The organism is Microbulbifer sp. CnH-101-G, assembly GCF_052466775.1.
This window is the reverse complement of sequence record NZ_CP174292.1, coordinates 2,987,284-3,011,764: the sequence shown is the minus strand read 5'-3', so window position 1 is coordinate 3,011,764 and position 24,481 is coordinate 2,987,284. Positions and strand designations below refer to the sequence as shown.

The following is a 24,481-nucleotide window of genomic DNA, read 5'->3' as shown; positions in this document are numbered from 1 at the left end:
AATCTAGCCTAGACCGGAATCTTTTTGGGTGATGTTTTTTTCACCTATTCAAGCAGTTGCGGTGGCAGGCTAATCCTTGCCTCGGTTACCGAGACCCCCGGCGACCGAGAGCGAGGAAGCTATCAAATCTGCGCGATTCGCGCCACAAATAGTTGTCTGCTATTTTGTGGCGCTGAAATGTACAAGAGTGCCAGCCAGTGAAGTTTTCTCCTCCATTACAAAAGGCCACCCTGTTGCGTCGCTACAAACGTTTCCTCGCCGATGTGGAGATGGCGGATGGCGAGATGTTTACCATTCACTGCCCAAATACAGGTTCTATGAAAAACTGTTGGGTTGAAGGGGGCGCATGCTGGTATTCGGATTCGGGCAATCCCAAGCGCAAGTACCGTCACACGCTGGAAATCTGCACAACCCCAGACGGCGCCTTGGCCGGCGTTAATACCGGGCGCGCCAATGCCCTGGTGGAAGAGGCCATAAATTCCGGAGTGGTCAGTGAGTTGCAAGGGTATGAATCCCTGCGTCGGGAAGTGCGTTACGGCGATGAAAATAGCCGTATTGATTTTCTATTGTCCGGTGATGCCGGCGACTGCTATGTGGAGGTCAAGAATGTCACTCTTGCAGATGGGCCGCGCGGTTATTTTCCCGATGCGGTAAGTGCCCGCGGTGCTAAGCACCTGCGTGAATTACAGAAACTGGCTGAGAGCGGTGTGCGTGCAGTGCTTTTTTACTGTGTACAACACAGCGGTATCGAGAGTGTGGCAGCAGCGAGAGAGATCGACCCCGTTTATGCCAAGGCCCTCGATAGCGCTGTATCTGCCGGTGTGCAGGTGCTCGCTTACAAGGCACAGATGAATGCCACTGAAATTGTTCTGAGCGAAGCTTTGCCATTTCGCTGAGAGAATTTGGTTTGTTGGCTGGGCGGAATTCGGCCAGCCAATAAAATCTCATTCCTGCGATTTTATTGAGGCCAGTTTATTCCGGCAGCAGGGCGTAGAGACCGTCTTGAGCGTATTCCACTGGCACAGGCGTTAGAGCATCCCCGGTACAGGGCCCGGCAATGCATTCGCCGGTTTCTATGGTGAACAGTGCTCCGTGGGATGCACATTGAATCAATGCGCCATCGGGATCGAGAAACTGGTCTTCCTGCCAGTCGAGATTGATACCGCGATGGGGACAGGTGTTTTTATAGGCGAAAACCTCACCCCCTTTCATTACCGCAAACACATTGTCGGTGCCGGCGGCGGTATCGCCGAGGGAAAAGCCTTTGGATTGTCCTTCCGTTAACTCATCGTAACGACACAGGAAGTATTTCTGCATAACTGGTCGGCCTTAGGCACAATTATTTATTGGTTATTACGGCACGCCCTTCCAGGTTTGTTGGTCAGGGGAGAAACGCGCCGGATTCTGCCCCTGATTACTGGGGCGCCGCGAGTGTAATCGAGGTGTAGCGGATTGTCCCGTTGCGCATTATTCCCAGGGTAATCTGGTCCCCGGCGCGGTACTTCTCCAGTGCATTCAGCAGGTCGTCATAGCTGCGGACGGGTTGTTGTTCGACTTCCACGATAACGTCTCCGAGTTGCCACCCCCCTTGGCGTGTGCGGTAGATGCCCTGTAACCCGGCTTTTTCCGCCGGCAGGCCGGGCGCAGTGCGCAGCACGGCAACACCTTCAAAGCCGTAGCGACTGCTCCACTGGTCCGGCGCCGATTCGATGCCGAGAATCGGCCGAACCAGGCGGCCGTAGTTAATTAGCTGCGGCACTATTTTCTTTACGGTATCCACCGGAATGGCAAAGCCGATACCCACACTGGCGCCGCTGGGGCTATAGATAGCGGTATTTACCCCGATCAGGCGGCCGAGGGAATCCAGCAGAGGGCCGCCGGAATTGCCGGGGTTAATGGCGGCGTCGGTTTGAATCACATTGCGGATGGTGCGGTTGTTGGCGGCCTCGATTTCTCGCCCCAGTGCGCTGACCACCCCGGTGGTCAGGGTGGTGTCTAGGCCAAAAGGATTGCCGATAGCGAGTACCTTGCGCCCCACTGACAGGTTGCTTGAAGTGCCTGCTACCAGAGGTTTGAGCAATCCTTTCGGCGCTTCGATTTTCAATACGGCCAGGTCTTTTTCCGGTGCGGTACCCACCAGAGTGGCGGGCCATTCACTGCGGTCCTGCAGGGTGATGGTGACTTGGCGCGCGCCTTCGATGACATGGAAATTGGTGACTACGTGCCCCTGCTCATCCCAGATAAACCCACTGCCGGCGCCTTTGGGCACCGCGTGCAGGCGCAGGGTTCTGCGATCGCGAACCAGAGTTTCATTGGTGACATACACCACCGATGGACTGGCAAAATTAAACACCTGCATGGTGTTGCGCTCGTCATCGGTGGCGAACTCCGGTACCTCTGCGTACAGAGGGGCGGTGAAAAAGAGCAAAAGGGCCGACAGAATAATGGGCAGAGTTTTAAGCGGTATCATAGGTTGCCGTCTTCGCTTTATCACTTTACTGAAAAGTTTACTGTGCTCGCTGTGAGGGAGTGAAGATGGGGGCGCGGCAATGAATTAAAACCCGCCCCTGAAGCGTGTAAACAGCAACCTGGCTATTACTTGCGGAAGTTTTGTAGGGCCAGGATACGATCATCCAAGGGCGGATGGGTGGCTAATAGTGCGCCCATATTGCCGAAAATACCGAACGCTTTCATATTGCCCGGCAGCGGTTCCTCGTGACCCCGCTCGGATTCCACTTTGAGTCGTTGCAGTGCGGCAATCATAGAGTTGGGGCTGGCCAGGGTGGCGCCGGCGTGATCCGCACGGTATTCCCGTCGGCGGCTAAACCAAGCGACGATAAACATGGCAAGGAAACCAAAGACTATATCCATCACGATGGAGGTAACGTAGTAGCCGATACCCAGGCCCTGCTCGTTGCGCAGTATCACTCGGTCGACAAAGAAGCCGACCAGGCGCGCGAAGAACATCACAAAGGTGTTCACTACTCCCTGAATCAACGCAAGGGTCACCATATCACCATTGGCCACGTGACCGATCTCATGGCCGATCACCGCGCGCGCCTCTTCGCGGCTAAAGCGTTGCAATAGCCCGGCACTCACAGAGACCAGGGCATTGTTGCGATTCCAGCCAGTGGCGAAAGCATTGGCCTGGGGCATGGGAAAAATCCCCACATCCGGCATGCCGATATTCGCCTTGCGCGATAGCTCGCGCACCGTTTCCACCAGCCATTGCTCGTCGGCACTACGCGGCTCGGTGATAATCTGGGTGCGGGTGCTCATACGAGCGATGGTCTTGGACAGAAATAGGGAAATAAAAGAGCCGCCAAAACCAAATAGCGCACAGAGAAGCAGCAATGCACCCAGGTTCAGGTCGACACCATTGGCCTGGAGGATGCCGCCAATGCCGAAAATATTGAAAATAATGCCGACTAGAACCAATACCGCCAGGTTAGTCAGCAGGAATAGTCCAATGCGCAACATCGGCTCTCTCCGTCTCTTTGCCCTTAGACAAGTTTAGATAGGGTGTGGTGGTTTGTGTGACAAAATTTAGTGTTACTGCCGGGCGGAAGTAATAAAGAACGTGTTGATTTAGCGGTCCGCCGAAAATAGCTTCTTGTGAGTTCTTAATTGGCACTCATACCACAGGCTTCCTACAGCTCGGTAGGCAGTGTATTCCTTCTATTGTTTGTCCCTAGTCAGAATTCTGCGTGGCAAGCAGGCGATCGGCTTCAGTGACCAGCTGCTGCTTGAGATCCGGATCCAGGTCGTTCCAGTGGACGTCCAGGAGGGCACCTTGAAGTGCATAGAGCATGACACGCGAGGCGTTAATGCCGCGGTTGCGAATACTGATAAAGGCCTCAACCGGGCCAATACGATGGAGGTCTTCGTAGGTGCGAATACCAATGGAGTGAAGGATGTTGACGGAGGCGAGCCCCAAATTTTTCAGCTTGAGTAATTCTGATTGACTGGGGTGCATTCAGTTTTCCCTGCAAGGTTTTCCGTCCAGTGGTTGCGATCAATCCTCAATCGCGGGACTGAACTTAACATACATTAACAAACTGCCAACAAAGATTACCGCCGAGGGCTTTAAGAAAGCGCCTATTACTTTATCTAGCCAATTGCGGTGGGCTCACTTATTCCACGCCGCTCTTTGGTAGAGTAGCCGGGTGTTTACTCACTTTAGACCGCCCTATAAGAATCGCCTGCCGATAGGAGCCAAATGTTATCCACACCACTAAAGAGCATGCTCTTCGGGCTCACCGATCATCACGTTATTCTCGATCCTCCCTCTGGGCAGTTGCTGCACCCGGAGGCCCTGGTCGCCTTTCAACGCTTGCGGCGCGATGCGCGCGATGCCGGCTTTGATCCCAAGGTTGTCTCCGGCTTTCGCAGTTTTGAGCGCCAGCGCACCATCTGGAATGGCAAAGCGCAGGGGCTGCGCCCGGTGCTTAACAACGATGGAGAAGCGCTTGAAATCTCCGAGCTGCCACAGGGGGAGCTGGTGCTGGCCATACTGCGTTGGTCGGCATTGCCTGGTGCCTCGCGCCATCACTGGGGTACTGATTTCGATATTATCGATGCCGCTGCTGTAGCAGAGGACTACCAGGTACAGCTAACCCCACAAGAAGTGGCTGATGATGGGGTTTTCGGTGCCTTTCACCAGTGGCTGGACCAGCGCATAGCTGCAGGGCAGAGTTACGGCCTGTTTCGCCCTTATGCCGAGGATCGCGGTGGCGTGGCACCGGAACGCTGGCATTTGAGCTATGCACCGCGAGCCCTGGAGCTGCAGCACCTGTTGACCCTGGAGCGCCTGGAAGCGCAGCTGCGCTCCAGTGACCTGGCGCTGTGCGACACGATTTGCGATCAACTGGAGCACATCTATACGCGCTTTGTGTGGATTCCAGATCACTGTTATCCGGCAGAAATGCCGCTCTGAGAAAGATCTGCGCCACTGGATTCTGCAGTGGTTTCCTAAAATGAGTGGCGCTTGAAAGCCCCTGATATTCCTGCGAAGCTGCGCGAGCTCAGGGGCCCGGATTAGATTCAAGCAGATTAGATACAATAAGGCGGCACTGGGAAGGTAAGCCCTGGGAAAATGAGTAAGAAAGGTGAGGAACAGATTATCGACAGCCAAACTGAGCCCAGAGACGTATGGAGTGCCATGCGCGCAGAGGCTGCCGCAGCCGCCAGGGATGAGCCGATTTTGGCGAGTTACTTCCATAATACCGTGCTGCGCCACAAGTCACCTGAGCACGCGATTGCCGACCAGTTAGCTTCAGTCCTCGATCACAATGCCCTCACGTCCACCGCCTTGCAGGAAGTGATCGCCTCCGCCCTGCAGGGAGATGAAAGTATATCCCGCAGTATGTTGGCGGATATCTGCGCCTGGTATGACCGGGACCCCGCCTGCGATCAATACCTCACCCCCTTTCTTTACTTCAAGGGATTTCACGCACTGCAGTCGCACCGTATCGCCCATTGGCTATGGAATCAGGGGCGCACGACTCTGGCGCTGTATTTCCAGAGCCGTGTGTCGGAACAGTTCGCTGTGGATATCCATCCTGCGGCCAAGTTTGGCAGCGGTATCATGATTGACCACGCCACGGGTTTGGTGGTGGGAGAGACCTCGGTGGTGGGCGACAACGTCTCCATTTTGCATTCGGTGACTCTGGGCGGCAGCGGCCGCGGTTCTGGGGATCGCCACCCGAAAATTGGTCACGGCGTGATGATCGGTGCTGGCGCCAAGATCCTGGGGCCTGTGCGGGTGGGTGAGGATGTGAAGATAGCCGCCGGTAGCCTGGTTCTGCAGGACGTTCCCGATCACACCACCGTGGCTGGCGTCCCCGCACGTCAAGTGGGAGGACGTATAGAGGGCGCCCCCGCTCTGACCATGGACCAAACCCTGGGCTCCGAAGAATAAAGTAGCCACGCCAAGCATTATCCAACCAGCATGACACATAGGGATTGAGTGATGAGCCAAGCCACCTATAGCCTGATATTCCGCGGCGACCTGATTGCCGGCTTTACCGCCGGTGATGTGAAGGCCAATTTGGCACGCCTGTTTAAGAGCAGCCCGCAGGCAGTGGAAAAACTGTTTAGTGGTCGGCCGCTGGTACTTCGCAAGGGGCTCAGCCGCGCCCAGGCGGAGCAATTTCAAGCCACCCTGGCCAAGGTTGGTGCTCAGGTGGTTCTCAAGAATGAGGGCGGTTCTGATATCGCCAAGCGTGCGTCAGAATCCAAGACCGCTGAGCCAACGCAGGTATCGCAACCAGAAGGGCCTCTTGCTCCCAACTGGACGCTTGCGCCTATGGAGGGCAACCTGGTGAAAGATCATGAGCGCGAGCCGGTGGTGGAAGTGCAGGTGTCCACTGAACATATCAGCCTACGTGCGGCGGAGGGATTGTTACTGGATGAGAGCGAGCGGGCTGAGACAGCCGCTGTAGCGGTCAGTATTCCCCAGTGGGATCTCAATTAGATCTTTTGCAGTTTCCATTACAGGGAACGCCCAGGCATAAAAAAACCGGCTAAATGCCGGTTTTTTTATGCCTGTCAGCCCGGCCAATACAAAATCGTGCCGGGCTTTAAAGAAGCTGTGATCAGCCTTCTTCTTTCAGGTAGCGCTCGCGGGAGGAAAGCACTTCTTTGCGCGCTTCTTCAGCGTCGGCCCAGCCTTCCACTTTCACCCACTTGCCGGCTTCCAGAGCCTTGTAGTTTTCGAAGTAGTGTTCGATTTGCTTGAGCAGCAGCTCGGGCAGGTCGCCAATTTCCTGAACGTGATCGTACAGCTTGGTCAGTTTGGTGTGAGGTACCGCCAACAGCTTGGCGTCAACACCGGACTCATCGGTCATTTTCAGAACGCCGATCACACGAGAGCGGATCACGGAGCCAACCATTACCGGGTAGGGTGCTACTACCAGCACGTCCAGGGGGTCGCCGTCTTCGGACAGAGTCTGGGGTACATAGCCGTAGTTGGCCGGGTAGAACATGGGAGTGGCAACGAAGCGATCCACGAATACGGCGTCTGAGTCCTTGTCCACCTCGTACTTGATGGGGTCGGAGTTGGCAGGGATCTCGATGATTACGTTGATATCGCTGGGCAGGTCATTACCTGCGGGGATCTTGTCGAAGCTCATTGCTGTTCCTGAACTGGGTAAAACGAAAAATTTGGAGCGCGGATTATATATGCAGTTCGGCACGGCTGAAAGCCACGCCCCTAAAGGAAATATGGGGCGTCAAGGCTCGGCTGGCGGGTCTATCCTGTAGGTCATTGATAACAACAATGGGGCAGGGAAGGCCATGATCAAAGCGCGGGAGGTAAAAACCGTTCAGGAGGCTCGAGCCATCGTTGAGGGGCGCGGCCTCAGTCATGTCAAAGTGGGCCTGTTTGATTTGGATGGGGTGATGCGCGGCAAATATATGAGTCGCGAAAAATTCTTCTCTTCCCTGGAGCAGGGATTCTCATTTTGTGATGTGGTATTGGGCTGGGATGTCAAAGACCAGCTCTACGATAACACCCGCTATACCGGCTGGCATACGGGCTACCCGGATGCGCCGGTACGCATTTTGCCGCACAGCTGCCGCGATATTCCCTTTGAAGACAATATGCTGTTGTTTCTGGCGGAGTTTGATGAGCGAGCCCAGGTAGTCTGCCCTCGCGCGGCTTTACAGCGCGTGGTAGACCGGTGCCGGGCTATTGGATTTGAACCCTTCGCGGCCCTGGAATATGAGTTCTTTTTATTTGATGAAACACCTGAGTCGGTACGGGAAAAGGGCTTTCGCAACCTGAAGCCTTTCACGCCGGACTGGTTTGGCTACTCGATGCTGCGCAACTCGGTCCACGCCGAACTCTACCGAGAAATCCTCGATATGGGTGAGTGCATGGATTTTCCTCTGGAGGGGCTCCACACAGAAACCGGCCCGGGTGTTCTCGAAGCGGCCATTGCCGTGGATAGTGCAGAGGCTGCTGGGGACAAAGCCGCACTGTTTAAAACCTTTATGAAGGTGCTGGCGCAACGTATGGGCCTGATGGCCACCTTTATGTCGCGCTGGAGCAGTGATTACCCGGGACAGAGTGGCCATATTCATTTGTCGCTACGAGATCTGGATAGTGGCAGTGCCGCTTTCTTTGATGGCTCCCAGCCCCAGGGGATAAGTGAAACCATGCGCCACTTTATTGCCGGCCAGCAACGCCTGATGCCGGAATTCTTGGCGTTGTTCGCCCCTACTGTTAACAGCTATCGACGCCTGGTACCCGGTTTCTGGGCGCCCACTGGTGCGAACTGGGGCGTGGAAAACCGTACCACGGCGCTGCGCGCTATTCCCGGCAGTGAAAAATCACAGCGGGTGGAATACCGCTTGGGCGCAGCGGATGCCAATCCCTATCTGGCGCTGGCTGCAGCCCTGGGTTCCGGCCTTTACGGGGTAATGCAACAGTGGCAACCCAGTGCGCCAATTGAAGGTAATGCCTATGCCCTGGCGCGAGAGGCACAGCAGGAATTACCCACCACTTTGTGGGATGCCACCCAGCGCCTAAAAAATTCCGAGACCGCTCACGAATTATTCGGCAGCGAATTTATTGAGCACTTCGCCGCCAGCCGTGAGTGGGAGGAGCGCGAGTATCGCCGTCACGTCACCGATTGGGAATTGGATAGGTATTTCGAAATTATTTAAATGGCATTCTAACAGTGCGCTTCAGTGGTTTTTTATATTGAAGGGATATCAATGTATGCCGGTGATACCGGCGATAACGGATAGTTAAAATGCACCACCTGCGCTGTATTTCCCCTGTTGATAACAGTGTGTATCTAGAGCGGGCCTTGGCCGGCGAGGCTGAAATTCGTGTAGCCCTGGATAGGTCGGCGTCTTCGCAAAGGGCCTGGCGCTTGACCCCTATGGTAGAGCGTATCGCCATAGTCCACCGTGCGGTGGAATTTTTTACTGAGCGAAAGCATCGACTGGCAGAGGAAATCTGCTGGATGATGGGCAGGCCCATTCGCTATGCGCCGGGAGAAATAGATGGTTTTGCTGAGCGTGCCATCGCCATGGCGAACTTGGCGGAAGAGGCTCTCGCAGATATCCATTTGCCAATCAAACCGGGATTTTCCCGCTTTATACGCCGTGAGCCGCTGGGGACTTCCCTGGTGATCGCCCCCTGGAACTATCCCTATTTAACTGCGGTTAATGCGGTGGTGCCATCCTTGCTCGCAGGCAATGCGGTCATATTAAAACACTCTGCGCAAACGCCTTTATGCGCGGAGCGCATGGTGGAGGCTTTTAGGGAGGCGGGCCTGCCTTACGGGGTTTTTCAGTTTCTAAATCTCAATCATTCAAATACACAACGTTTAGCCTGTGCTGATGAAATTCAACATATTGCTTTTACCGGTTCTGTAGATGCGGGGGCCAATATTGAGCGCACTGTTGCTGGCCGATTTATCCAGCTGGGGCTGGAATTGGGCGGTAAAGATCCGGCTTATGTGCGGGAAGACGCAGACCTTGAACAGGCGGTAGAAGCAGTTGTGGATGGAGCCTTTTTTAACTCTGGCCAGTCCTGCTGTGGTATTGAGCGCGCCTATGTGCATGAAAATCTGTTTGATGAATTTGTTGAGCGTGCCGCTACATTAGTGGGTGACTACCAATTGGGGCGGCCCGATGATCCCCAAACAACCCTGGGTCCGTTGGTCAATGCGGAGGCTGCCGACAATGTGCGCGCTCAAATTGACGAAGCACTGGCACAGGGCGCCAAGCCCCATCTTCAGAGTAATAAATTTTCCAAGGACAAACGCGGCACTCAGTATATGGCGCCGCAATTACTCACCGGTGTGCGCCACAAAATGCGGCTAATGCGCGAGGAATCTTTCGGTCCTGTTTTAGGGGTGCAAAAAGTCCATGACGATGGTGAGGCTCTAGAATTGATGAATAACAGCCGCTTTGGTCTCACAGCAGCTATTTTTTCTCGAGATGAAGAAACTGCCCTGGCAATTGGAGATTACTTGCGAGTGGGCACCGTTTTCCTCAATCGCTGCGACTACCTGGACCCGGAGTTGGCCTGGACTGGAGTCAAACAGTCTGGCAGGGGATGTACCTTGTCCAGAATTGGATTTGAGCAGCTAACCAGGCCCAAATCATTTCACTTTAAAGTTAGGGGTTAGCAAACCAGTAAAGAGGGAAAGTTTGTGAGGTGGATTACTTGTTGTATTTATGGATTGTTTTTAATTTATCCTCTGGCATCAAGCGCGGAACCTTACCTTTATGAAAATATTACTTTAGAGATTCCTGATGGCTGGTCGAGATACAAAGATCCTTACAATAATGATGTAGGGGTTGGTTCTCGTCAGGAGCACACGGGTAACCTGATGGCCTTCATTCTCAGAAAAGGAATGTTGAGTAGTGGGGGTGATCCCAGCGCATTTTTAAAAAACCATCCGGTGGAACATCCAGTTTCCTCAATCCAGGTTGGCAAATATTCAGGCTACTTTGTCACTTTTTCATCGGAAGGAAGGTGTTTGGCAAATTGGTTCCTGGGAGATGGGCATGATCTGCTAATTGCGCATTTTCAGGGTGACTGTAATTCGGCAGATTTCACACCAGTGACTAAGGTGATTGAATCTATCGAGCCTGTTGAGGATGTAGTCGATTAATGATGCGTCTACTGATTCTATAGGTCCAATTACTAAAATGAAAATCGTGCTTTTTTCAGCTGGAGTTTGGTCTAAGGATTATAGCGCCGAGCTTTGACAGGTTAGATAGGTAGATAGCAGTGAGGTTATGAACAGACAGTTTTTTAACCTTATTTGATCGGCAAAATACATAAAGTTTGTGGATAACTAGAAATTTTAAATGTTTAAGCGGTAAAGGCAGAGAGGCTAATGTGGATAAATACCGGGTAAACTGGAATTTTCCTACCAATATTTGGGTTGGTCCCGGCCGGATATCAGATCTTGCCAAAGCCTGCTCTGAACTCAATATGCAGCACCCCTTACTGGTAACCGATCCCGATATTGCAGGCATGCCATTGCTTCAACGCGCATTAGAGCCTTGTAAGGAATATGGTTTAGAGGTGGATATTTTCTCCTCGATCAAGGGGAATCCCAACGGTGAGAATATTGACTGTGGTGTCGAGCTGTTACGAGATAAAAACTGCGACGGTGTAATCGCTTTCGGTGGTGGTTCGGCCATAGATGCCGGTAAGGCGATTGCTCTAATGGCCGGGCAGCGTCGTCCCATTTGGGATTTTGAAGATATTGGCGATAACTATAAACAAGTGGACCCCGACGGTATGGTCCCGGTAATCGCCGTGCCCACTACCGCAGGCACCGGCTCGGAGGTAGGGCGGGTGGCGGTCATAACCGATGAACAGGCGAAGCTGAAACGCCTGATTTTTCACCCCAAACTATTACCGGATATCGTTATATTGGATGCAGAGCTAACTCTGGGTTTACCACCCCAGATTACTGCCGCCACCGGCATGGATGCACTCTCCCACAACCTGGAAGCTTATTATTCCCCCATTTACCATCCCATGGCTGAGGGCATCGCACTGCAGGGGATGCGTCTGATTAAAAACTATTTACCCCGTGCTTATATGATTGGCACTGAGTTGAAAGCCCGCCAACAGATGCTGGTGGCCTCCTGTATGGGGGCCACCGCATTTCAGCGCGGCTTGGGAGCCATTCATGCTCTGGCACATCCACTTGGTGCCCTCTATGACAAGCACCACGGTTTACTCAACGCCATATTGATGCCCTATGTGCTTGTAGCCAACCGGCCCGCCATAGAGATTCCCATGGGGCAGTTGGCCCTCTCACTGCAATTAACGGGCAAAGACAGGTTCGAGAGTGGTTTTGACGCGGTGCTGAATTGGATCCTTGGTTTGCGTCAGCAATTGAGCATCCCAAATACCTTAATGGATATCGGCATTAAAACCGATGATGCCGATAAGATCGGTTGTATGGCCGCGGAAGACCCCTCCGCAAGTAGCAACCCTATCTCTTTCAATGCCGTGGAATATCGCGATATTTTCCTACGGGCCTGCCAGGGCAATATTGCACTGTAAGAAATTGCTCCTAAGGTCCGACAGAAGAGAGCCTATCAATAGAATTTTTCACAGGAATTGGTTATGCGCAGTATTTTTACTCTGTTTATTCTTTTTGCAGCCACTCTAGGATTTGCCCAAGATTCCCCTAACATCCGCACCGCTATTTTTGCCGGAGGTTGTTTCTGGTGTATGGAACCGCCTTATGACAAAGTGAATGGCGTACTGGAAACCACTTCGGGTTACAGCGGTGGTCATGTAAAGAACCCCTCCTATGATCAGGTCTCTGCTGGTGGTACCGGCCATGCCGAGGTGGTGCAAGTTAAATATGACGCAGACAAAGTGAGTTATTCTGAGTTACTCAATATCTTTTGGCACAACGTAGACCCCTTTGATGCCGGTGGCCAGTTTTGTGATCGGGGTGATCAGTACCGTGCTGAGATCTTTTACGGTAATGAAGAAGAGAAGAAGCTGGCCGAAGAGAGTAAGAAGAAAGTAGAGGCTGAGCTGGGTAAGAAAGTTGTCACCCAGATAAAGCCTGCCGCTACTTTTTATCCAGCAGAGGCTTATCACCAGGATTATTACCAGCGCAATCCCCTACGCTATAAATACTACCGCTTTCGCTGTGGGCGGGATCAACGGCTTGAGGAAGTTTGGGGTAAAGGAAAAAGTAAGAGTAAGAGTTGATTAGTGAGGAGTTTTTTGACCCCACAAGTAGTGATGCCTTCAAAGCGAATAAGTCTCCTGACTAGGACAATTTAGCTGTGGTAAAAGACATGGGGAGCACCGAATCTGGCAGATTGCAAGAAGGGGAGGTAATGAGCATTGCAGCAGGATTCCCCGTTCTTTATCGCTATATGGCTGCAGATAAATCCAAACCTCTAATGGTATTTGTGCCGGGTAACTCTCATTTGGCCCGTATCTTTTATGGCTGCCCCGAGGCCAGGGAAGAAGACTTTATCAGTTATTGGGTACATCATTCAGGCCACCCCTTCCTCGCTATATCCTTCCCCATCGCCAATAAGGCCTTTGAGGGATATTACCCCAATTTCACCATCGCAGACTGGGGTAAGCAGGTCGCGGAAGTAATTGACAAGATTGTGTCTGAGAATAGATTGCAGCAAGAGGTGATCGTCTGTGGCTGGAGTATGGGATGCAAGATTGCCGGAGCTCTTGGGAGGGAAGCGATTGGTAAGAGCTTCTCAATAGAGATGTTTGTTGCCATGTCGGGAGATCCAGCTGTCCCTGGGTTTTTGCCAAAGGCAAATGCTGAAAATATCGCTATGACGCCGGAGGGACTGGCAAATCGTGAGAGCTTGTATCCGTGGTTTTTCCAGGCTCTGGAGGATCAAAGTACCTATAACGGTCATAGTATTCTTCCAAGGGATATTTACCGAGAGAGGATTCTGGGCGCCACTCCTGTAGCATTGATTTGTACAGGATTGATGTATAGGCATGGCCACTTTGAAGAAGATTTATTGAAAACTATCCAATCTGCCAACACTTTCGGCTATGAAGATTATCCTTTTCCTGTGGTTATTCATGGAAACTCAATATGTGACGCTGAGAATATACTGCTAAATAATTCCAATTGGGCGTTTATTCGCGATCGAGTCTTAATAAGGATGTTAGTGGGAAAGGAGGGATTGGAAACTCTTAAACCTTCCCAATGGGAAAGTTTGCAGTTATTTGTCCGGTCTTCAGGTAATCATTTTTCAGTGATAGTGCCGGGAAATCATTTCTTTTTTGTTGGGGGTATTGGAGCCCGCGCAACTGTCGAGAAAATTCTTATGCTGCAAAAGCGAATTCTTGGTTTGATTGGTTTTTAGGGTGAGATAGATTTTTCGATAGAAAATATTTTGTTAGTGCATCGGTTTCTAATGGTCGTTTGAATATATGAGTAATGACCAAAAGTTAATTTCTCCAGAGCCGATCAGACTCTTGATGTGCTGGAGGGTGGAGTTTTTATTTTCTATTTCTCCAGACTGTAAAGATTTCTCAATAAAGGAAAGGGTGGAAATGAAGCTAGTATAGGTTTCTGCTATACAGGTTTCTATCCACTCTCCCATCCCATGTGGTGCAGTGTAAACTGGTAAGCTACCTTTATTGAGGTTTATAAAAATTGGATCGCCAAGTAGTGTTTCAAAACCTATAACGTACCAACACTCTTGCCAGTCTCCCTCATCAAGTCCGTATAATGGATCACCATTGATAGATGTTGAGTAGCCAACTTGTTCTCCTAAAGACCCGTCCTTGCTGAAGGTTATTATCCCACCCATCTCGACCTCAAGTTCCCCCTCAATCAAATCTGGTAACTCAAATCCCATAGCCTTTTCTCATAATGTTGACTTAACTGCTCAGTTTTCTTGATCTTATGCAATTTTATTTAGATTGTGAAGTTATAATTTAACGAGTGGTTGAATTTTTATGGGGTGATCAAATGTTGTAGCGAATTGCAGATCTTGCTTGAAGGCTTTTAGATATAGTATTTAATGGTGATTTGAATTGATTTTTCTGAAGTTATCTAAAAATATCAAAATATAAAACAAAGGGATAAGTGCTAGCGCTACAAAATGCAATGCTAGTATATCGTTTTCTTTACTGGTGGGGTTCACTGAAAATACAATTATTTCTAGAATAACGAACAGGATAAATAATAAGCGTTTATCCAGGCTGGATAGAGAATCGAATACTCTGGGTCCTAGTAGCCAAAAACGCCAGGATTTATACTTTAATGCGCCGAAAAGATAATAAAGGCCGCAAGTCAGACTCACTAAGGTTGTGAGTAGTAGCTCAAATACCCAAGCCGGGGGCTTGCTTGGTGCCGGGGGCCAAACGTTGGTCACGCCGAACTCGGTAAAGGAAAGAATGGCAAATAGTCCGGTAGTTAATAGAACAATAGGGAACCGAAAAACTAATATGATCATACAGATTGCGGCAGAGACTTCGAAAATCCTTTGAATGGGCATAAAAATATTGGCATGCTCTGCAACCCAGGCTAATGCGTTGCGAAACCATAGCGGGGTATTTCCGTATTCTACATAGGAGTTCACCAGCCCCCGATAGCCCTCTACGGTAAACCAGTTCAGTAAGCTGTCTTCATAAACTTGGAAAATCAACATAACACCAATGGTGATGGTGAACAGGTTAATCCAACGCCCTACTAGCAGATTGGATTGTTCTGTCTGTAGGACCATGCGATATCGGTCTAAAAATTTTGAAAGTATTGCTAGAGTGGCAATGGTGATACTGGATAAAAGGCTGGCTAGAAGTATGTGATTGCCACCGTTACGCGACATCAAAAATATCGCGAACAGCACGCTAGATGCCACAATCACCCAGAGGCACCAGGACAAAAAGCTTATATTGGGTGCCAGAATACTGCCCAATAGACGCTGGTGATAGGGCGTTGGATGAGATGAGGCTTGATCGGATGGTTTCTGAAAATTTGAGGTGAAGCTACAGCTGCTTACCGCTAAGACTAATGCATATAAAGCTGGTGATAAAAATTCAAAGAACCAGCTATTTTCGCCCATATAAGTAAGGCCCCATAACAATATGAAGCTAATAAACATTAATAGGGAGCCTAGAGTTATCAATACTCGCAATACTAAGAGTACCCCGGCAAGTAGAATGGCTAAATGCAGTGAGTAGGTCAGGCTGGTGATGTGCGGGGTGAAAAATATGGCTAAAGATTGAATGGCCGCCGGAGCTTCTTCGGTTTTTATAAGCTGCTCTAATCCTATTGCGAAAGCCTGCGGTGCCATCTCGCCATTAAAGTAGCGCATAATGACTAGCTGAATGCAGGCGGCGCCTAAAAACAGACTTATCATGCCTAGCCATGCGGTTGGCGAGGTTTCCGTTTTTGCTTGGCCTGAGTCTAAACTTTGGCTGGAATTGTGCATAAACCCTAGCCTAGTTGAATCAGGCAACTACATCTCAATACGTATGCCAAAAAAACTTGTAGATTAAATATATTAGAGCAGCTTAACCCTTATTGCCGACAGCTAAAGGTTCGGATCAGTCAAGGCTAGGATTGATACGGTGGGTAAAGGAAGATATTGCGTAAGAAACTTGGATAAGATGGCAGACGTACTTTATCTATCGTTGTTATCGCCTCCATTTATTGTCAAAGCTATTACCAAAGACAAGTCAACTGAAAGTAGTGAGTTGGTTGCGTCAGCTTATTAAGTGGCCTTTTAGAATATCAATGCAATCCTCTCGCTGTTGTTTGCTGGTATTGGCAAATCCCAGGACCAGGCCCGTATCCAATGGATTGTCGGGATAGAAAAAAGAGAGTGGTGTACTGCCGAAGTTGTGCCTGGCAAGTTTTCTCGATAGGTCAACGTCATCCCTGTTGGGAGTTGAGAGTACGACATGCATTCCAGCCCCGCTTGCGATAAGTTGCGCCTGCGGTTCCAGTTTTTCCCGTATCAGATCACCAAAATGCAACCATTTGTCGCGATAGTTGAGGCGCATTTTGCGCAGGTGTCGCACGAAGTGTCCCTCCTCAATAAAATCGGCAATTACTGCCTGGGTGAGTAGTGGGGAGTGGCCTGAGAGCATTTCCTTGGCGCGAGCAAATGCCTGCACAAAGGGTTTAGGGACTACCAGATAGCCTAATCGCAGACCCGGCTGCAGACTTTTACTGAAGCTGCCCATATAGAGAACGGGAGTATGCTCTGCCATTCCCTGGAGGGCAGCGACGGGTTTGTGCTTAAAGGAAAATTCGCTGTCGTAGTCGTCTTCCAAAATCCAGCATTGCGTCTTGCTGGCCCAGTCCAACAGCTTTAGCCGTTCACTGGCCGGCATGACTCCGCCCATGGGGTACTGGTGGGTTGGTGTGGTGTAGAGGACTTTGCCGTGCAGTTGGCTTTTGATCAGTGCATCCACATCTAAATATCCATTCTGCAATTCGGCCAATGCCAATTTGGCGCCGCAGGTTTGAAACACCCAGCGGGCGCGGCGGTAGCCTGGATTTTCTATGGTGGCGGTATCTCCAGGCTCCAGTAGTACTTGTGCGCACAGGCTTAAGGCTTCTTGGGCGCCATTGGTCATGATGATCTGGTCTTGATCACAGAGCACTCCGCGGCAGCTGCGCAGGTATTCTGCCAGTGCTTGGCGCAAGGGAGGATGGCCCTGGCTGTGCCCATAGCCAAGCAGTGGAAACCTATCTTTGTGGCGCCTGTAGAGTCTGGACCAAATAGCTAAAGGAAAGGCATTGAGATCCGGTATACCCGGTGAAAAAGGTAGAGATACACCGCTGTCGGTTTTAAATGCCGTGGCAGTCTGCAGCTTTCGGCCAAGGGCTGAGAGCCCTGGTAAGGGAGCTGTGCCATCGGAGTCTTGGGAATACCATGCCTGGTGCTGTGGTTTCTGTACGTAAGCGGGCAGGGTGTTAGATACAAAAACGCCCTGTCCGACATGGCTGGTAACAAAGCCCTCTGCTTTGAGCTGCTCTAACACCAGTGTGACCGTATTACGGCTGATATTCAGGGTGGAGGATAGTCTACGAGAGGAGGGCAGCTTGCTCCCTGCTGTGAGACGGCCGCTGCAAATCCACTCCACCAGGTTGCGGTATAGCTGGCTTTGTAACGGTTGCCTGGGGTCCAGGGTTAAGTCGGCAAAATCGGGGCTGCTCAAACTGGCACCATTAACTGATTAAAACTGGATCTAATCAGAGTACCAGCAACTCCCTATATTGGCGATATCTGTTTTTGATAAATCGTTGTGGGAGTTTTTAAGAATGGTAGTTTTAGATTCCGCAAAGAGTGAACTGCCGGTAACTGCGAAAAGCCGGGTGCGCCGTGCTGCCAAGAGGGCCAGTTATCGTCGCGAGGATATTTATCGTTTGGTCGATGAACTGAAGCTGGGGCATATTGGTTTTACCCAGGATGGTGAAGTGATTGTTATCCCCATGACCCTATGGCGCCATGGGGACTTTTTGTATTTACATGTGGCCAATAAAAGCCGCCTGCAGAAGTTACTGGATTCGGGGCAGCAAGTGTGTATTTCCTTTGCCCACTATGACGAATGGGTCCTGGCTAAATCCGCATATCACCACAGTGCAAATTATCGCTCGGCAGTTTTGTTTTGCCGTGGTGAACGAGTGCAGGATTCACAGGAATTTGATGAAGTTTTCAAATCCATTATCGAAGATATCGAACCCGGCCGTTGGAATCAGGTGCGCGCTCCAAATCCACAGGAGCGCAAGGGTACGGCCCTGATGCGCCTGACCATAGAGGAAGGCTCTTTTAAGAGTCGCACAGGGGCGCCATCAGACAATAAAGAAGATCTCGATTTACCGGTCTGGAGTGGCACTAAGCCCGCCTGCCCGTTTAGATAGAATCAGCCTCTTCAGGAGTTTTATTGGTGAGATTGATAATGGCAAGCATATCTTCGTTGTCCTTATCCATGCCCACTTCAGTAAAACCAAAACCGGAATAAAAGCCTTTAGCCACCGGATTTTTGGGGTTGTAGCAGATTTCTATTTGCTCGATATTGAGTGTTTGCCGGATTTCTTGTAGGGCTAGCTGAAGCGCTGCCCTACCTATCCCCTTCCCCTGGTGCTTCTGGTCAACCATAAATCTCCAAATGGAAATTTTTTCACGGCTCTCTTTCACCCACATAAGAAAACCAACGGGCTTTTCTCCCGTATAAATCGCACGAGTTTCATATCCAGAATTGAACTGTGCCTCCACCAGTGACCACATATTGCAGGCGACGTATTCTTGCTGCGCTTCGGCGACATCCAGATCGCAGACCGCCTCATAGTTATTCTGGGTTATAGGTTGTAAAGAGGTACTCATTGTTGATTTCTACAATTCCATTGCTTTAAAGTTTGGGTGTGCTTTAAAACGCAGTTTATTTTTTAAGAACCTCTAACGCCACCTGTAAAATTTCTTGCTCGCTGCTTTCAATATTCGGCCTCACCCCCCGACCCTCCCAGTTAACCAGCTCCTTAGATAAAGTCGAAACCGGGCGACTAGAGGGAATTCCAATCTCAAAGCTAAATGGCAGGGTCTGAGGCGCATCCATCATATGGGCTCCGCCGGCGCTGGCACTACCGATAATAGTGGCTCTACCCAGTTGTTGCAGCGAGAAGGCGATGCTTTCTGATGCAGAGAAGGAGCGCCCATTGATCAGTACTACCATGGGTCGCTGGGTGCCATAGGCTGGCCAAGGAAGATCTTTGATGCGTTCAGGGGAATGTTGCTTCTCTCTGGTTTCAATAACATATGGCAGGGGTTTGGTGGGGTCGACAAAGGACTCGAGGATGGCAGTGGCTGTATCACTATCACCACCGCCATTATTGCGCAGGTCCAATATCAGACCGTCACTGTGTTGCAACAGGGTAAATGCCGCGGCCAGGCTTTGTCGGGCATTTCCATAAGTGTGGAATGAAGAGAGTTTGAAGTAGGCAATATTACCGGGCAATAACTCTAGTTTCTTTACACCATAGTTGCTCTTGGGCGCCTCGGCTCGCCACTGTGCTATCCAGTTGTTGGAATCTTCATTAGGGCTTTCCGGCTCCAAATAGAAATGTTTGTCTCCAGACAGTGTTCGGATTTTCTCGGTAATTAGCTTGGCAAAACTTTCGGAGTCCCGACAAAGGCGCAAAGTTTCAGGGCTACTGGCCATCTCAGACAACGCCAGGGCAACGCTCTGGGCTTTGTCTGCGAGTACATAAGTTTCTGCAATAGCGCTTGCAGCGGATTGGATAACTACGGTGGGATTAAACTGGCAATCCTTATCGGTGGCGCTTGCCTGAGTCGCTGAAGAGATGGTGTGGCATAGGGCCAGGCTGAAGGCGACAATCAGTTTCATGGTTTTTTATTCTCCTTGGCAATGCACTGCTGAATGCGATCGAGATAGGGGTGTTCCTGCAGAGTGGCAATCGCCTCTTCGACGAGTGCTGTTAGAGGTGTAGACAGTTGCCGATTTAATGAACGTTCCGCTTCAACTGTGGCTTGCCAGTGGACTTCAAGCTTTGGTAGTAAGCGCTGGCCTTTACGGCTGAGGCGGACCTTGCGCTGGCGTGCATCCTCCCCGGTGAGGATTTCTAACAATCCCTGCTGGACCATATCTCTGATCGTCTGGCTGACCGCCGGCTGGGAGATTGCGGCACTGGCCGCTATTTCATTGATGGTGACCGGGCTCTTGTGGATAAGGGCTCGCATCACCGGTGTATAACGCGGCTTGTAGTTTTTAATACCGCAGGTGCGGTAACTATCTGCGACATCGCCGTCCAGTAATTCGATTAAATGCCTGAGGCGAGTACCCAGCTGACTGTATTTCATAGTGTTGAATTTATATAAGTGCTTATATAAATGATTGTAGAATATCTCTTTCTGCTGTGGGATTTCACCTAACTCTTGTGATCCCGTTAACCTTTCAGTTGGTCGCAGTTGGTCGCGATCTCGCATTTTCCACTATCAACAAATGCCGAGTGTTTCTAACCACGCAGAATTGAAACCGAAATTTAACATTTGTTTCATCGAAATTTAGGAATTCCCCGCCACTCTGTGCGCCGCTTAATCCGTATCAGGCAACTGGGAATAACGACGATGAAACAATTTGGCTTGGCTGCTCTGGCAGCCCTGGGTCTTCCACTGATGGCTGCAGAGGTCCAAGCCAGCGACCTCATTATTTCAGAATACATCGAGGGCAGTGGTAACAATAAGGCGCTGGAAATTTTTAACGGCAGCGAAACTGCGATTGATTTGAGCGATTACTCAATCCAGCTCTTTTTCAACGGCTCCGATAGCGCCTCAGCGAATATCGCTTTGAGTGGCACCTTGCAGAGCGGTGCGGTATTTGTTCTGTCCCACGGCAGTGCCGATGCGGCGTTGCTGGATCAGGCCGACCAGATTTATACCAGTGGCCTGTTTAATGGTGACGATGTAGTAGCGCTGGTAGGCCCCAATGGTTTTGTCGATGTGATCGGCCAAATTGGCACAGATCCCGGTAGCCAGTGGGGCAATAGCAGCCTCGGTACACAGAATCAGACACTGGTACGCAATCTGGATGTGCAGACTGGTCGCACCGATGGCAGCAGCGCTTTCGATCCCGCTCTGGAGTGGTCCAGCGCCGGCCTAAATAACTTCGATCATCTCGGTTGGCATGGTGCCGATGGAGGCAATGACAACGGAGATGGCGATGGAAATGACAATGGCGGAGTCGAACTGGGAGCCTGTGGTGATGCTGCAACCCTAATCAGTCAGATACAGGGCAACGGTGCTGCCAGTGCGCTTGAAGGCGAGCGCCACGAAATTGAGGCGGTGGTTGTCGGCAACTTCCAAGACCCCAATACTGGCCTGGCCGGCTTCTTCCTGCAGGAAGAGGACAGTGATCAGGATGGCGTGGATGCGACTTCCGAAGGGCTGTTTGTACACGACAATGCCTTTGGTGTGAACGTACAGGTTGGCGACTTAGTACGTGTTGGCGGTATCGTCGATGAGTTTTTTGATTTCACTGAGTTGAACCAAATCGACGGTGTCAGCATTTGTGGAAGCGGCTATCAGGTAACGCCCGCTAATGTGCAAATGCCATTTAGCTCTGTAGAAGAGCTGGAGCAGTTCGAAGGCATGCTGGTTGAATTCCCGCAGAGCCTCACCGTCAACGGTCATTACAACCTGGGCCGCTATGGCGAAGTGATCTTGTCCAACGGTCGCCTGTATATCCCTACCCACAACAATATGCCGGGCGCCGCGGCGGCAGCTCAAGTGGAAGCCAATGCACTCAACCAGATTATTCTAGACGATGGCTCCACCGTACAAAATCCTGAGGAAATGCCCTATCCGGCCTCCGGTCTCAGCGCTTCTAATACGCTGCGCAGCGGCGATACCTTAGCAGGGCTCACCGGTGTGATGGGTTATGGTTTTGGTGCTTACCGTGTACACCCAGTGGAAGTGCCTCAATTTACTCCGGTCAATTTCCGCGATGAAGCGCCGATTCTGCCGGGCGATGGCAGCCTGCGCGTTGCCAGCTTTAACGTGCTGAATTACTTCAATGGTGACGGCAACGGAGGTGGATTCCCCACTTCGCGCGGTGCCGATACTCTGGAGGAGTTTGAGCGCCAGAGAGATAAAATTATTTCTGCAATCCTGCGTATGGAAGCCGATATCGTCGGCCTGATGGAACTGGAAAATGATGGCTATGGAGCCGACAGCGCTATCCAGGATCTGGTTAATGGGCTCAATGCTGCCGCATCAGGACAGAGCTACCAGTTTGTGCAGCCGGACCTCACGCAGCTGGGTAGTGATGAGATCGCCGTGGGGATGATCTACCGCAGTGACCGCGCTGCGCCTATCGGCAGCGCCGTTACCCTGCAGGACTACCCCTTTGACGATGGCAATCGTCAACCGCTGTTACAGGCTTTCGCTGAACTCTCCTCCGGCGAGGAGCTCGCCGTAGTGGTGAACCACTTTAAATCCAAGGGCAGCTGTCCTAATGATGGCAGCCTGAATAGTGATCAGGGGGATGGTCAAGGCTGCTGGAATGCCCTGCGGACTCAAGCTGCCGATGCGTTGGTGAGCTGGGTTGACAGTGATCCGACCGGAACCGGAATTGATCGCGTGCTGGTACTGGGTGACCTCAACAGCTACGCCATGGAAAACCCCATTACCACTTTGAAGGGTGCGGGTTATACCGACCTGCTCGAATGGTACGGGGCAGGAGAGGCTTATTCCTATGTCTACGACGGCCAGTCTGGCTATTTGGACCACGCACTCGCCAGCCCCACACTGGCTCCGCTGGTTACCGCCGCGGTGGATTGGCACATCAATGCGGACGAACCCCGTGTGCTGGATTACAACATTGAGCACAAGAGCGCCGAGCAACAGGAAAACCTCTATTCCACCGGGCCTTTCCGCGCATCCGATCACGATCCCTTAATTGTCGAGCTGGACCTGGGTGCGGATAACCTGGCACCCACGGCAGAATTTAGTTGGGAATCCGAAGGGTTGTTGGTTGATTTTATCGACAGCAGCAGCGATGCAGATGGTGAACTGCTGAGCTGGCTCTGGGATTTCGGTGACGGTGTAACCAGCAACGAGCAAAACCCCAGTCATCACTTCGATGCACCGGGTAACTATTTGGTACGTTTGCAAGTAGAAGATGATCGCGGTGCGGTCTCCACACAGGAGCAGATCGTAGAAGTGCAGGATGTTGTCGATTCTTTGCAAGCCGAATTTAAGCTGCATCGCTTTTTTCGTTGGGTATGGGTGGAAGATCGCAGCCAATACAGTGGGGATAACAAACTGCAATACCACTGGGATTTTGGGGATGGAGTGCAGCGCAACGGACGTTGGGCGTTACATCGCTACGCACAAACCGGCAATTACGAAATTACCCTCACAGTGAGTGATGGTGAGGGTGCAGAAGACAGCGCCTCCCAAGTAGTAAAAATTTCCTGGCCACGCTGATATATGTCATTTATTGATTAATAATAAATATTCTGGTTGCCCTGGCGCTGGGGTTTTGCATTCCCTGTCGTCGCTTCACCAGGATTCTTTGAGTTGATAGCTTTTCCCTAGAAGCGAATGGCCGCACCCTGGTGGTGCGGTCTTTTTTATTTTTCCGATACAGTTTTTTTTCCGAAAAAATTCTATCCCCATCCTTTGTAATTGGGCGGAGAAGCCATAATGGTTAGACATAGAAATGCAGGGCAGCATCCTTTATGTCGCGTACCTTAGAAAGTCTTACCGGGCTAAGCCTGGAGTGGACTGGCACCCGTTATTCCAAGCAGGGGGATTTCCCCGAGCTGTCCACCTATATCGTCAGTTATGACACAGATTCCAGCTGTTATGTCACTGCCTCGGGAAAGCTGGTAGGAGAGGCGCGTTATTGTTACGAACCCATGGGGGTGCGTATGGCGACACTGATCTACTGGCCAGAGGTCTACCAGGGGCGTCGTGGTGTTGTACTGTACGCGATGTTGGATTTTGACCTGATGTTGGATCGAGCGGTCATAGTGCATAATGATAGACCGCTGGCAATAGCAAATGGCAGTTTTCGGGTGGTGGAGACTCCAGCTAAACCGGCCACCTAAATCCCACAACTCACACAATTAATGGAAGGGAAGCTAAGATGGGCAATCATGAAAAAATTAATTATGTAGAATTTCCATCCAAAGATTTACAGAAGACCAAGGATTTTTTTGCCGAGGCTTTTGCCTGGGGTTTTACCGATTACGGCCCAGAATATATCGCATTTTCCAATGCTGGCCTCGATGGTGGATTCTTCCTCGCCGAACAGCAGAGTAAAACCGCAAACGGTGCAGCGCTGGTAGTTTTATACAGCTCTGACCTAGAAGATACCTTGCAAAAAGTAGAGCGCTGTGGCGGTACCGTGGTGAAGCCAATTTTTTCTTTTCCTGGCGGTCGACGTTTTCATTTTACCGAGCCCAGTGGCAATGAGTTCGCGGTTTGGTCAGATATGGAATAATAA

Annotated in this window: 25 protein-coding genes; 14 read left to right on the top strand and 11 right to left on the bottom strand. The window is 51.0% G+C overall.

Annotation, left to right across the window (positions count from 1 at the left end):
- The first annotated feature begins 197 nt into the window (after positions 1-197).
- Positions 198-896 carry a DNA/RNA nuclease SfsA gene (gene sfsA / locus ACJJID_RS13345; RefSeq protein WP_444919910.1) on the top strand — a complete coding sequence of 233 codons (699 nt, stop codon included), beginning with the start codon at positions 198-200 and terminating at the stop codon, positions 894-896.
- A 76-nt stretch (positions 897-972) separates the two neighbouring features.
- Here the strand turns inward: sfsA and ACJJID_RS13340 are convergent, their stop codons facing one another.
- From ACJJID_RS13340 to ACJJID_RS13325, 4 genes are all read right to left on the bottom strand, one after another.
- Positions 973-1,317: a Rieske (2Fe-2S) protein gene (locus tag ACJJID_RS13340; protein WP_444919909.1), complete on the bottom strand. Its 345-nt coding sequence runs from the start codon at positions 1,315-1,317 to the stop codon at positions 973-975.
- A gap of 97 nt (positions 1,318-1,414) precedes the next feature.
- Complete coding sequence (locus ACJJID_RS13335; protein ID WP_444919908.1) at positions 1,415-2,470, bottom strand: S1C family serine protease; 1,056 nt, start codon at positions 2,468-2,470, stop codon at positions 1,415-1,417.
- A gap of 125 nt (positions 2,471-2,595) precedes the next feature.
- On the bottom strand, positions 2,596-3,480 hold the full coding sequence (gene htpX / locus ACJJID_RS13330) for a protease HtpX (protein WP_444919907.1): 885 nt from the start codon (positions 3,478-3,480) through the stop codon (positions 2,596-2,598).
- Positions 3,481-3,691: 211 nt separating this feature from the next.
- Entirely contained in the window at positions 3,692-3,976 is a 285-nt protein-coding gene (locus ACJJID_RS13325; RefSeq protein WP_152454716.1) for a TfoX/Sxy family protein, read from the bottom strand.
- A gap of 243 nt (positions 3,977-4,219) precedes the next feature.
- Between ACJJID_RS13325 and ACJJID_RS13320 the strand changes: the two genes are divergently transcribed.
- The 3 genes from ACJJID_RS13320 (at position 4,220) to ACJJID_RS13310 (ending at position 6,475) form a co-directional block, all read left to right on the top strand.
- A complete protein-coding gene (locus ACJJID_RS13320) occupies positions 4,220-4,936 on the top strand; it encodes a M15 family metallopeptidase (RefSeq protein ID WP_444919906.1) in 717 nt (238 codons plus the stop codon).
- Positions 4,937-5,095: 159 nt separating this feature from the next.
- Entirely contained in the window at positions 5,096-5,920 is an 825-nt protein-coding gene (gene cysE, locus ACJJID_RS13315) for a serine O-acetyltransferase (RefSeq protein WP_444919905.1), read from the top strand.
- A 51-nt stretch (positions 5,921-5,971) separates the two neighbouring features.
- Positions 5,972-6,475, top strand: coding sequence for a hypothetical protein (locus ACJJID_RS13310; protein ID WP_444919904.1), 504 nt, complete (start codon positions 5,972-5,974; stop codon positions 6,473-6,475).
- A gap of 121 nt (positions 6,476-6,596) precedes the next feature.
- Here ACJJID_RS13310 and ppa read toward each other — a convergent pair whose 3' ends face one another.
- Positions 6,597-7,133, bottom strand: coding sequence for an inorganic diphosphatase (ppa, locus tag ACJJID_RS13305; RefSeq protein ID WP_444919903.1), 537 nt, complete (start codon positions 7,131-7,133; stop codon positions 6,597-6,599).
- 163 nt (positions 7,134-7,296) lie between these two features.
- On the opposite strand from ppa, the gene ACJJID_RS13300 reads away from it, so the two are divergent.
- From ACJJID_RS13300 to ACJJID_RS13275, 6 genes are all read left to right on the top strand, one after another.
- A complete protein-coding gene (locus ACJJID_RS13300; protein ID WP_444919902.1) occupies positions 7,297-8,670 on the top strand; it encodes a glutamine synthetase family protein in 1,374 nt (457 codons plus the stop codon).
- A gap of 89 nt (positions 8,671-8,759) precedes the next feature.
- Positions 8,760-10,148 carry an aldehyde dehydrogenase family protein gene (locus tag ACJJID_RS13295; RefSeq protein ID WP_444919901.1) on the top strand — a complete coding sequence of 463 codons (1,389 nt, stop codon included), beginning with the start codon at positions 8,760-8,762 and terminating at the stop codon, positions 10,146-10,148.
- Positions 10,149-10,172: 24 nt separating this feature from the next.
- Positions 10,173-10,637 carry a hypothetical protein gene (locus tag ACJJID_RS13290; protein ID WP_444919900.1) on the top strand — a complete coding sequence of 155 codons (465 nt, stop codon included), beginning with the start codon at positions 10,173-10,175 and terminating at the stop codon, positions 10,635-10,637.
- A 230-nt stretch (positions 10,638-10,867) separates the two neighbouring features.
- Entirely contained in the window at positions 10,868-12,052 is a 1,185-nt protein-coding gene (locus tag ACJJID_RS13285) for an iron-containing alcohol dehydrogenase (protein WP_444919899.1), read from the top strand.
- Positions 12,053-12,115: 63 nt separating this feature from the next.
- Positions 12,116-12,718, top strand: a complete 603-nt coding sequence (gene msrA, locus ACJJID_RS13280) for a peptide-methionine (S)-S-oxide reductase MsrA (protein WP_444919898.1) — start codon at positions 12,116-12,118, stop codon at positions 12,716-12,718.
- Positions 12,719-12,795: 77 nt separating this feature from the next.
- Positions 12,796-13,860 (top strand): hypothetical protein, encoded by a 1,065-nt coding sequence (locus tag ACJJID_RS13275; protein WP_444919897.1) that lies wholly within the window; start codon positions 12,796-12,798, stop codon positions 13,858-13,860.
- Positions 13,861-13,908: 48 nt separating this feature from the next.
- Here the strand turns inward: ACJJID_RS13275 and ACJJID_RS13270 are convergent, their stop codons facing one another.
- From ACJJID_RS13270 to pdxR, 3 genes are all read right to left on the bottom strand, one after another.
- Complete coding sequence (locus ACJJID_RS13270) at positions 13,909-14,358, bottom strand: hypothetical protein (protein ID WP_152454706.1); 450 nt, start codon at positions 14,356-14,358, stop codon at positions 13,909-13,911.
- Positions 14,359-14,520: 162 nt separating this feature from the next.
- The gene (locus ACJJID_RS13265) at positions 14,521-15,936 is read right to left on the bottom strand and encodes a hypothetical protein (protein WP_444919896.1); all 1,416 of its coding nucleotides are present in this window, start codon (positions 15,934-15,936) and stop codon (positions 14,521-14,523) included.
- A 274-nt stretch (positions 15,937-16,210) separates the two neighbouring features.
- Positions 16,211-17,674 (bottom strand): MocR-like pyridoxine biosynthesis transcription factor PdxR, encoded by a 1,464-nt coding sequence (gene pdxR / locus ACJJID_RS13260; RefSeq protein WP_444919895.1) that lies wholly within the window; start codon positions 17,672-17,674, stop codon positions 16,211-16,213.
- Between the two features lie 103 nt (positions 17,675-17,777).
- Between pdxR and ACJJID_RS13255 the strand changes: the two genes are divergently transcribed.
- Complete coding sequence (locus tag ACJJID_RS13255; RefSeq protein ID WP_444919894.1) at positions 17,778-18,377, top strand: pyridoxamine 5'-phosphate oxidase family protein; 600 nt, start codon at positions 17,778-17,780, stop codon at positions 18,375-18,377.
- Here ACJJID_RS13255 and ACJJID_RS13250 read toward each other — a convergent pair.
- Genes ACJJID_RS13250 through ACJJID_RS13240 form a run of 3 tightly spaced genes read right to left on the bottom strand, consistent with a single transcriptional unit; the run spans position 18,370 to position 20,331 of the window.
- A complete protein-coding gene (locus tag ACJJID_RS13250; protein ID WP_444919893.1) occupies positions 18,370-18,840 on the bottom strand; it encodes a GNAT family N-acetyltransferase in 471 nt (156 codons plus the stop codon). The two genes, ACJJID_RS13255 and ACJJID_RS13250, sit on opposite strands and share 8 nt — an antisense overlap.
- Positions 18,841-18,895: 55 nt before the next feature.
- Positions 18,896-19,858 carry a S41 family peptidase gene (locus ACJJID_RS13245; protein WP_444919892.1) on the bottom strand — a complete coding sequence of 321 codons (963 nt, stop codon included), beginning with the start codon at positions 19,856-19,858 and terminating at the stop codon, positions 18,896-18,898.
- Positions 19,855-20,331: a MarR family winged helix-turn-helix transcriptional regulator gene (locus tag ACJJID_RS13240; RefSeq protein ID WP_444919891.1), complete on the bottom strand. Its 477-nt coding sequence runs from the start codon at positions 20,329-20,331 to the stop codon at positions 19,855-19,857. Before ACJJID_RS13240 ends, ACJJID_RS13245 begins: the two co-directional genes overlap by 4 nt.
- 267 nt (positions 20,332-20,598) lie before the next feature.
- Between ACJJID_RS13240 and ACJJID_RS13235 the strand changes: the two genes are divergently transcribed.
- The 3 genes from ACJJID_RS13235 to ACJJID_RS13225 all read left to right on the top strand — a co-directional run bounded on the left by ACJJID_RS13235 (position 20,599) and on the right by ACJJID_RS13225 (position 24,478).
- Positions 20,599-23,457, top strand: a complete 2,859-nt coding sequence (locus ACJJID_RS13235; RefSeq protein WP_444919890.1) for an ExeM/NucH family extracellular endonuclease — start codon at positions 20,599-20,601, stop codon at positions 23,455-23,457.
- Positions 23,458-23,711: 254 nt separating this feature from the next.
- Positions 23,712-24,083, top strand: a complete 372-nt coding sequence (locus ACJJID_RS13230; RefSeq protein ID WP_444919889.1) for a hypothetical protein — start codon at positions 23,712-23,714, stop codon at positions 24,081-24,083.
- 38 nt (positions 24,084-24,121) lie between these two features.
- Positions 24,122-24,478, top strand: coding sequence for a VOC family protein (locus ACJJID_RS13225; RefSeq protein WP_444919888.1), 357 nt, complete (start codon positions 24,122-24,124; stop codon positions 24,476-24,478).
- The last annotated feature ends 3 nt before the right edge of the window (positions 24,479-24,481 follow it).

What these genes read in the sequence shown, in the direction of transcription:
- ACJJID_RS13340 (WP_444919909.1), bottom strand. Translation starts at nt 1,317, where the DNA reads ATGCAGAAATACTTCCTGTGTCGTTACGATGAGTTAACGGAAGGACAA.
- ACJJID_RS13335 (WP_444919908.1), bottom strand. Translation starts at nt 2,470, where the DNA reads ATGATACCGCTTAAAACTCTGCCCATTATTCTGTCGGCCCTTTTGCTC.
- htpX (WP_444919907.1), bottom strand. Translation starts at nt 3,480, where the DNA reads ATGTTGCGCATTGGACTATTCCTGCTGACTAACCTGGCGGTATTGGTT.
- ACJJID_RS13325 (WP_152454716.1), bottom strand. Translation starts at nt 3,976, where the DNA reads ATGCACCCCAGTCAATCAGAATTACTCAAGCTGAAAAATTTGGGGCTC.
- ACJJID_RS13320 (WP_444919906.1), top strand. Translation starts at nt 4,220, where the DNA reads ATGTTATCCACACCACTAAAGAGCATGCTCTTCGGGCTCACCGATCAT.
- cysE (WP_444919905.1), top strand. Translation starts at nt 5,096, where the DNA reads ATGAGTAAGAAAGGTGAGGAACAGATTATCGACAGCCAAACTGAGCCC.
- ACJJID_RS13310 (WP_444919904.1), top strand. Translation starts at nt 5,972, where the DNA reads ATGAGCCAAGCCACCTATAGCCTGATATTCCGCGGCGACCTGATTGCC.
- ppa (WP_444919903.1), bottom strand. Translation starts at nt 7,133, where the DNA reads ATGAGCTTCGACAAGATCCCCGCAGGTAATGACCTGCCCAGCGATATC.
- ACJJID_RS13300 (WP_444919902.1), top strand. Translation starts at nt 7,297, where the DNA reads ATGATCAAAGCGCGGGAGGTAAAAACCGTTCAGGAGGCTCGAGCCATC.
- ACJJID_RS13295 (WP_444919901.1), top strand. Translation starts at nt 8,760, where the DNA reads ATGCACCACCTGCGCTGTATTTCCCCTGTTGATAACAGTGTGTATCTA.
- msrA (WP_444919898.1), top strand. Translation starts at nt 12,116, where the DNA reads ATGCGCAGTATTTTTACTCTGTTTATTCTTTTTGCAGCCACTCTAGGA.
- ACJJID_RS13270 (WP_152454706.1), bottom strand. Translation starts at nt 14,358, where the DNA reads ATGGGATTTGAGTTACCAGATTTGATTGAGGGGGAACTTGAGGTCGAG.
- ACJJID_RS13265 (WP_444919896.1), bottom strand. Translation starts at nt 15,936, where the DNA reads ATGCACAATTCCAGCCAAAGTTTAGACTCAGGCCAAGCAAAAACGGAA.
- ACJJID_RS13255 (WP_444919894.1), top strand. Translation starts at nt 17,778, where the DNA reads ATGGTAGTTTTAGATTCCGCAAAGAGTGAACTGCCGGTAACTGCGAAA.
- ACJJID_RS13250 (WP_444919893.1), bottom strand. Translation starts at nt 18,840, where the DNA reads ATGAGTACCTCTTTACAACCTATAACCCAGAATAACTATGAGGCGGTC.
- ACJJID_RS13245 (WP_444919892.1), bottom strand. Translation starts at nt 19,858, where the DNA reads ATGAAACTGATTGTCGCCTTCAGCCTGGCCCTATGCCACACCATCTCT.
- ACJJID_RS13240 (WP_444919891.1), bottom strand. Translation starts at nt 20,331, where the DNA reads ATGAAATACAGTCAGCTGGGTACTCGCCTCAGGCATTTAATCGAATTA.
- ACJJID_RS13235 (WP_444919890.1), top strand. Translation starts at nt 20,599, where the DNA reads ATGAAACAATTTGGCTTGGCTGCTCTGGCAGCCCTGGGTCTTCCACTG.
- ACJJID_RS13230 (WP_444919889.1), top strand. Translation starts at nt 23,712, where the DNA reads ATGTCGCGTACCTTAGAAAGTCTTACCGGGCTAAGCCTGGAGTGGACT.
- ACJJID_RS13225 (WP_444919888.1), top strand. Translation starts at nt 24,122, where the DNA reads ATGGGCAATCATGAAAAAATTAATTATGTAGAATTTCCATCCAAAGAT.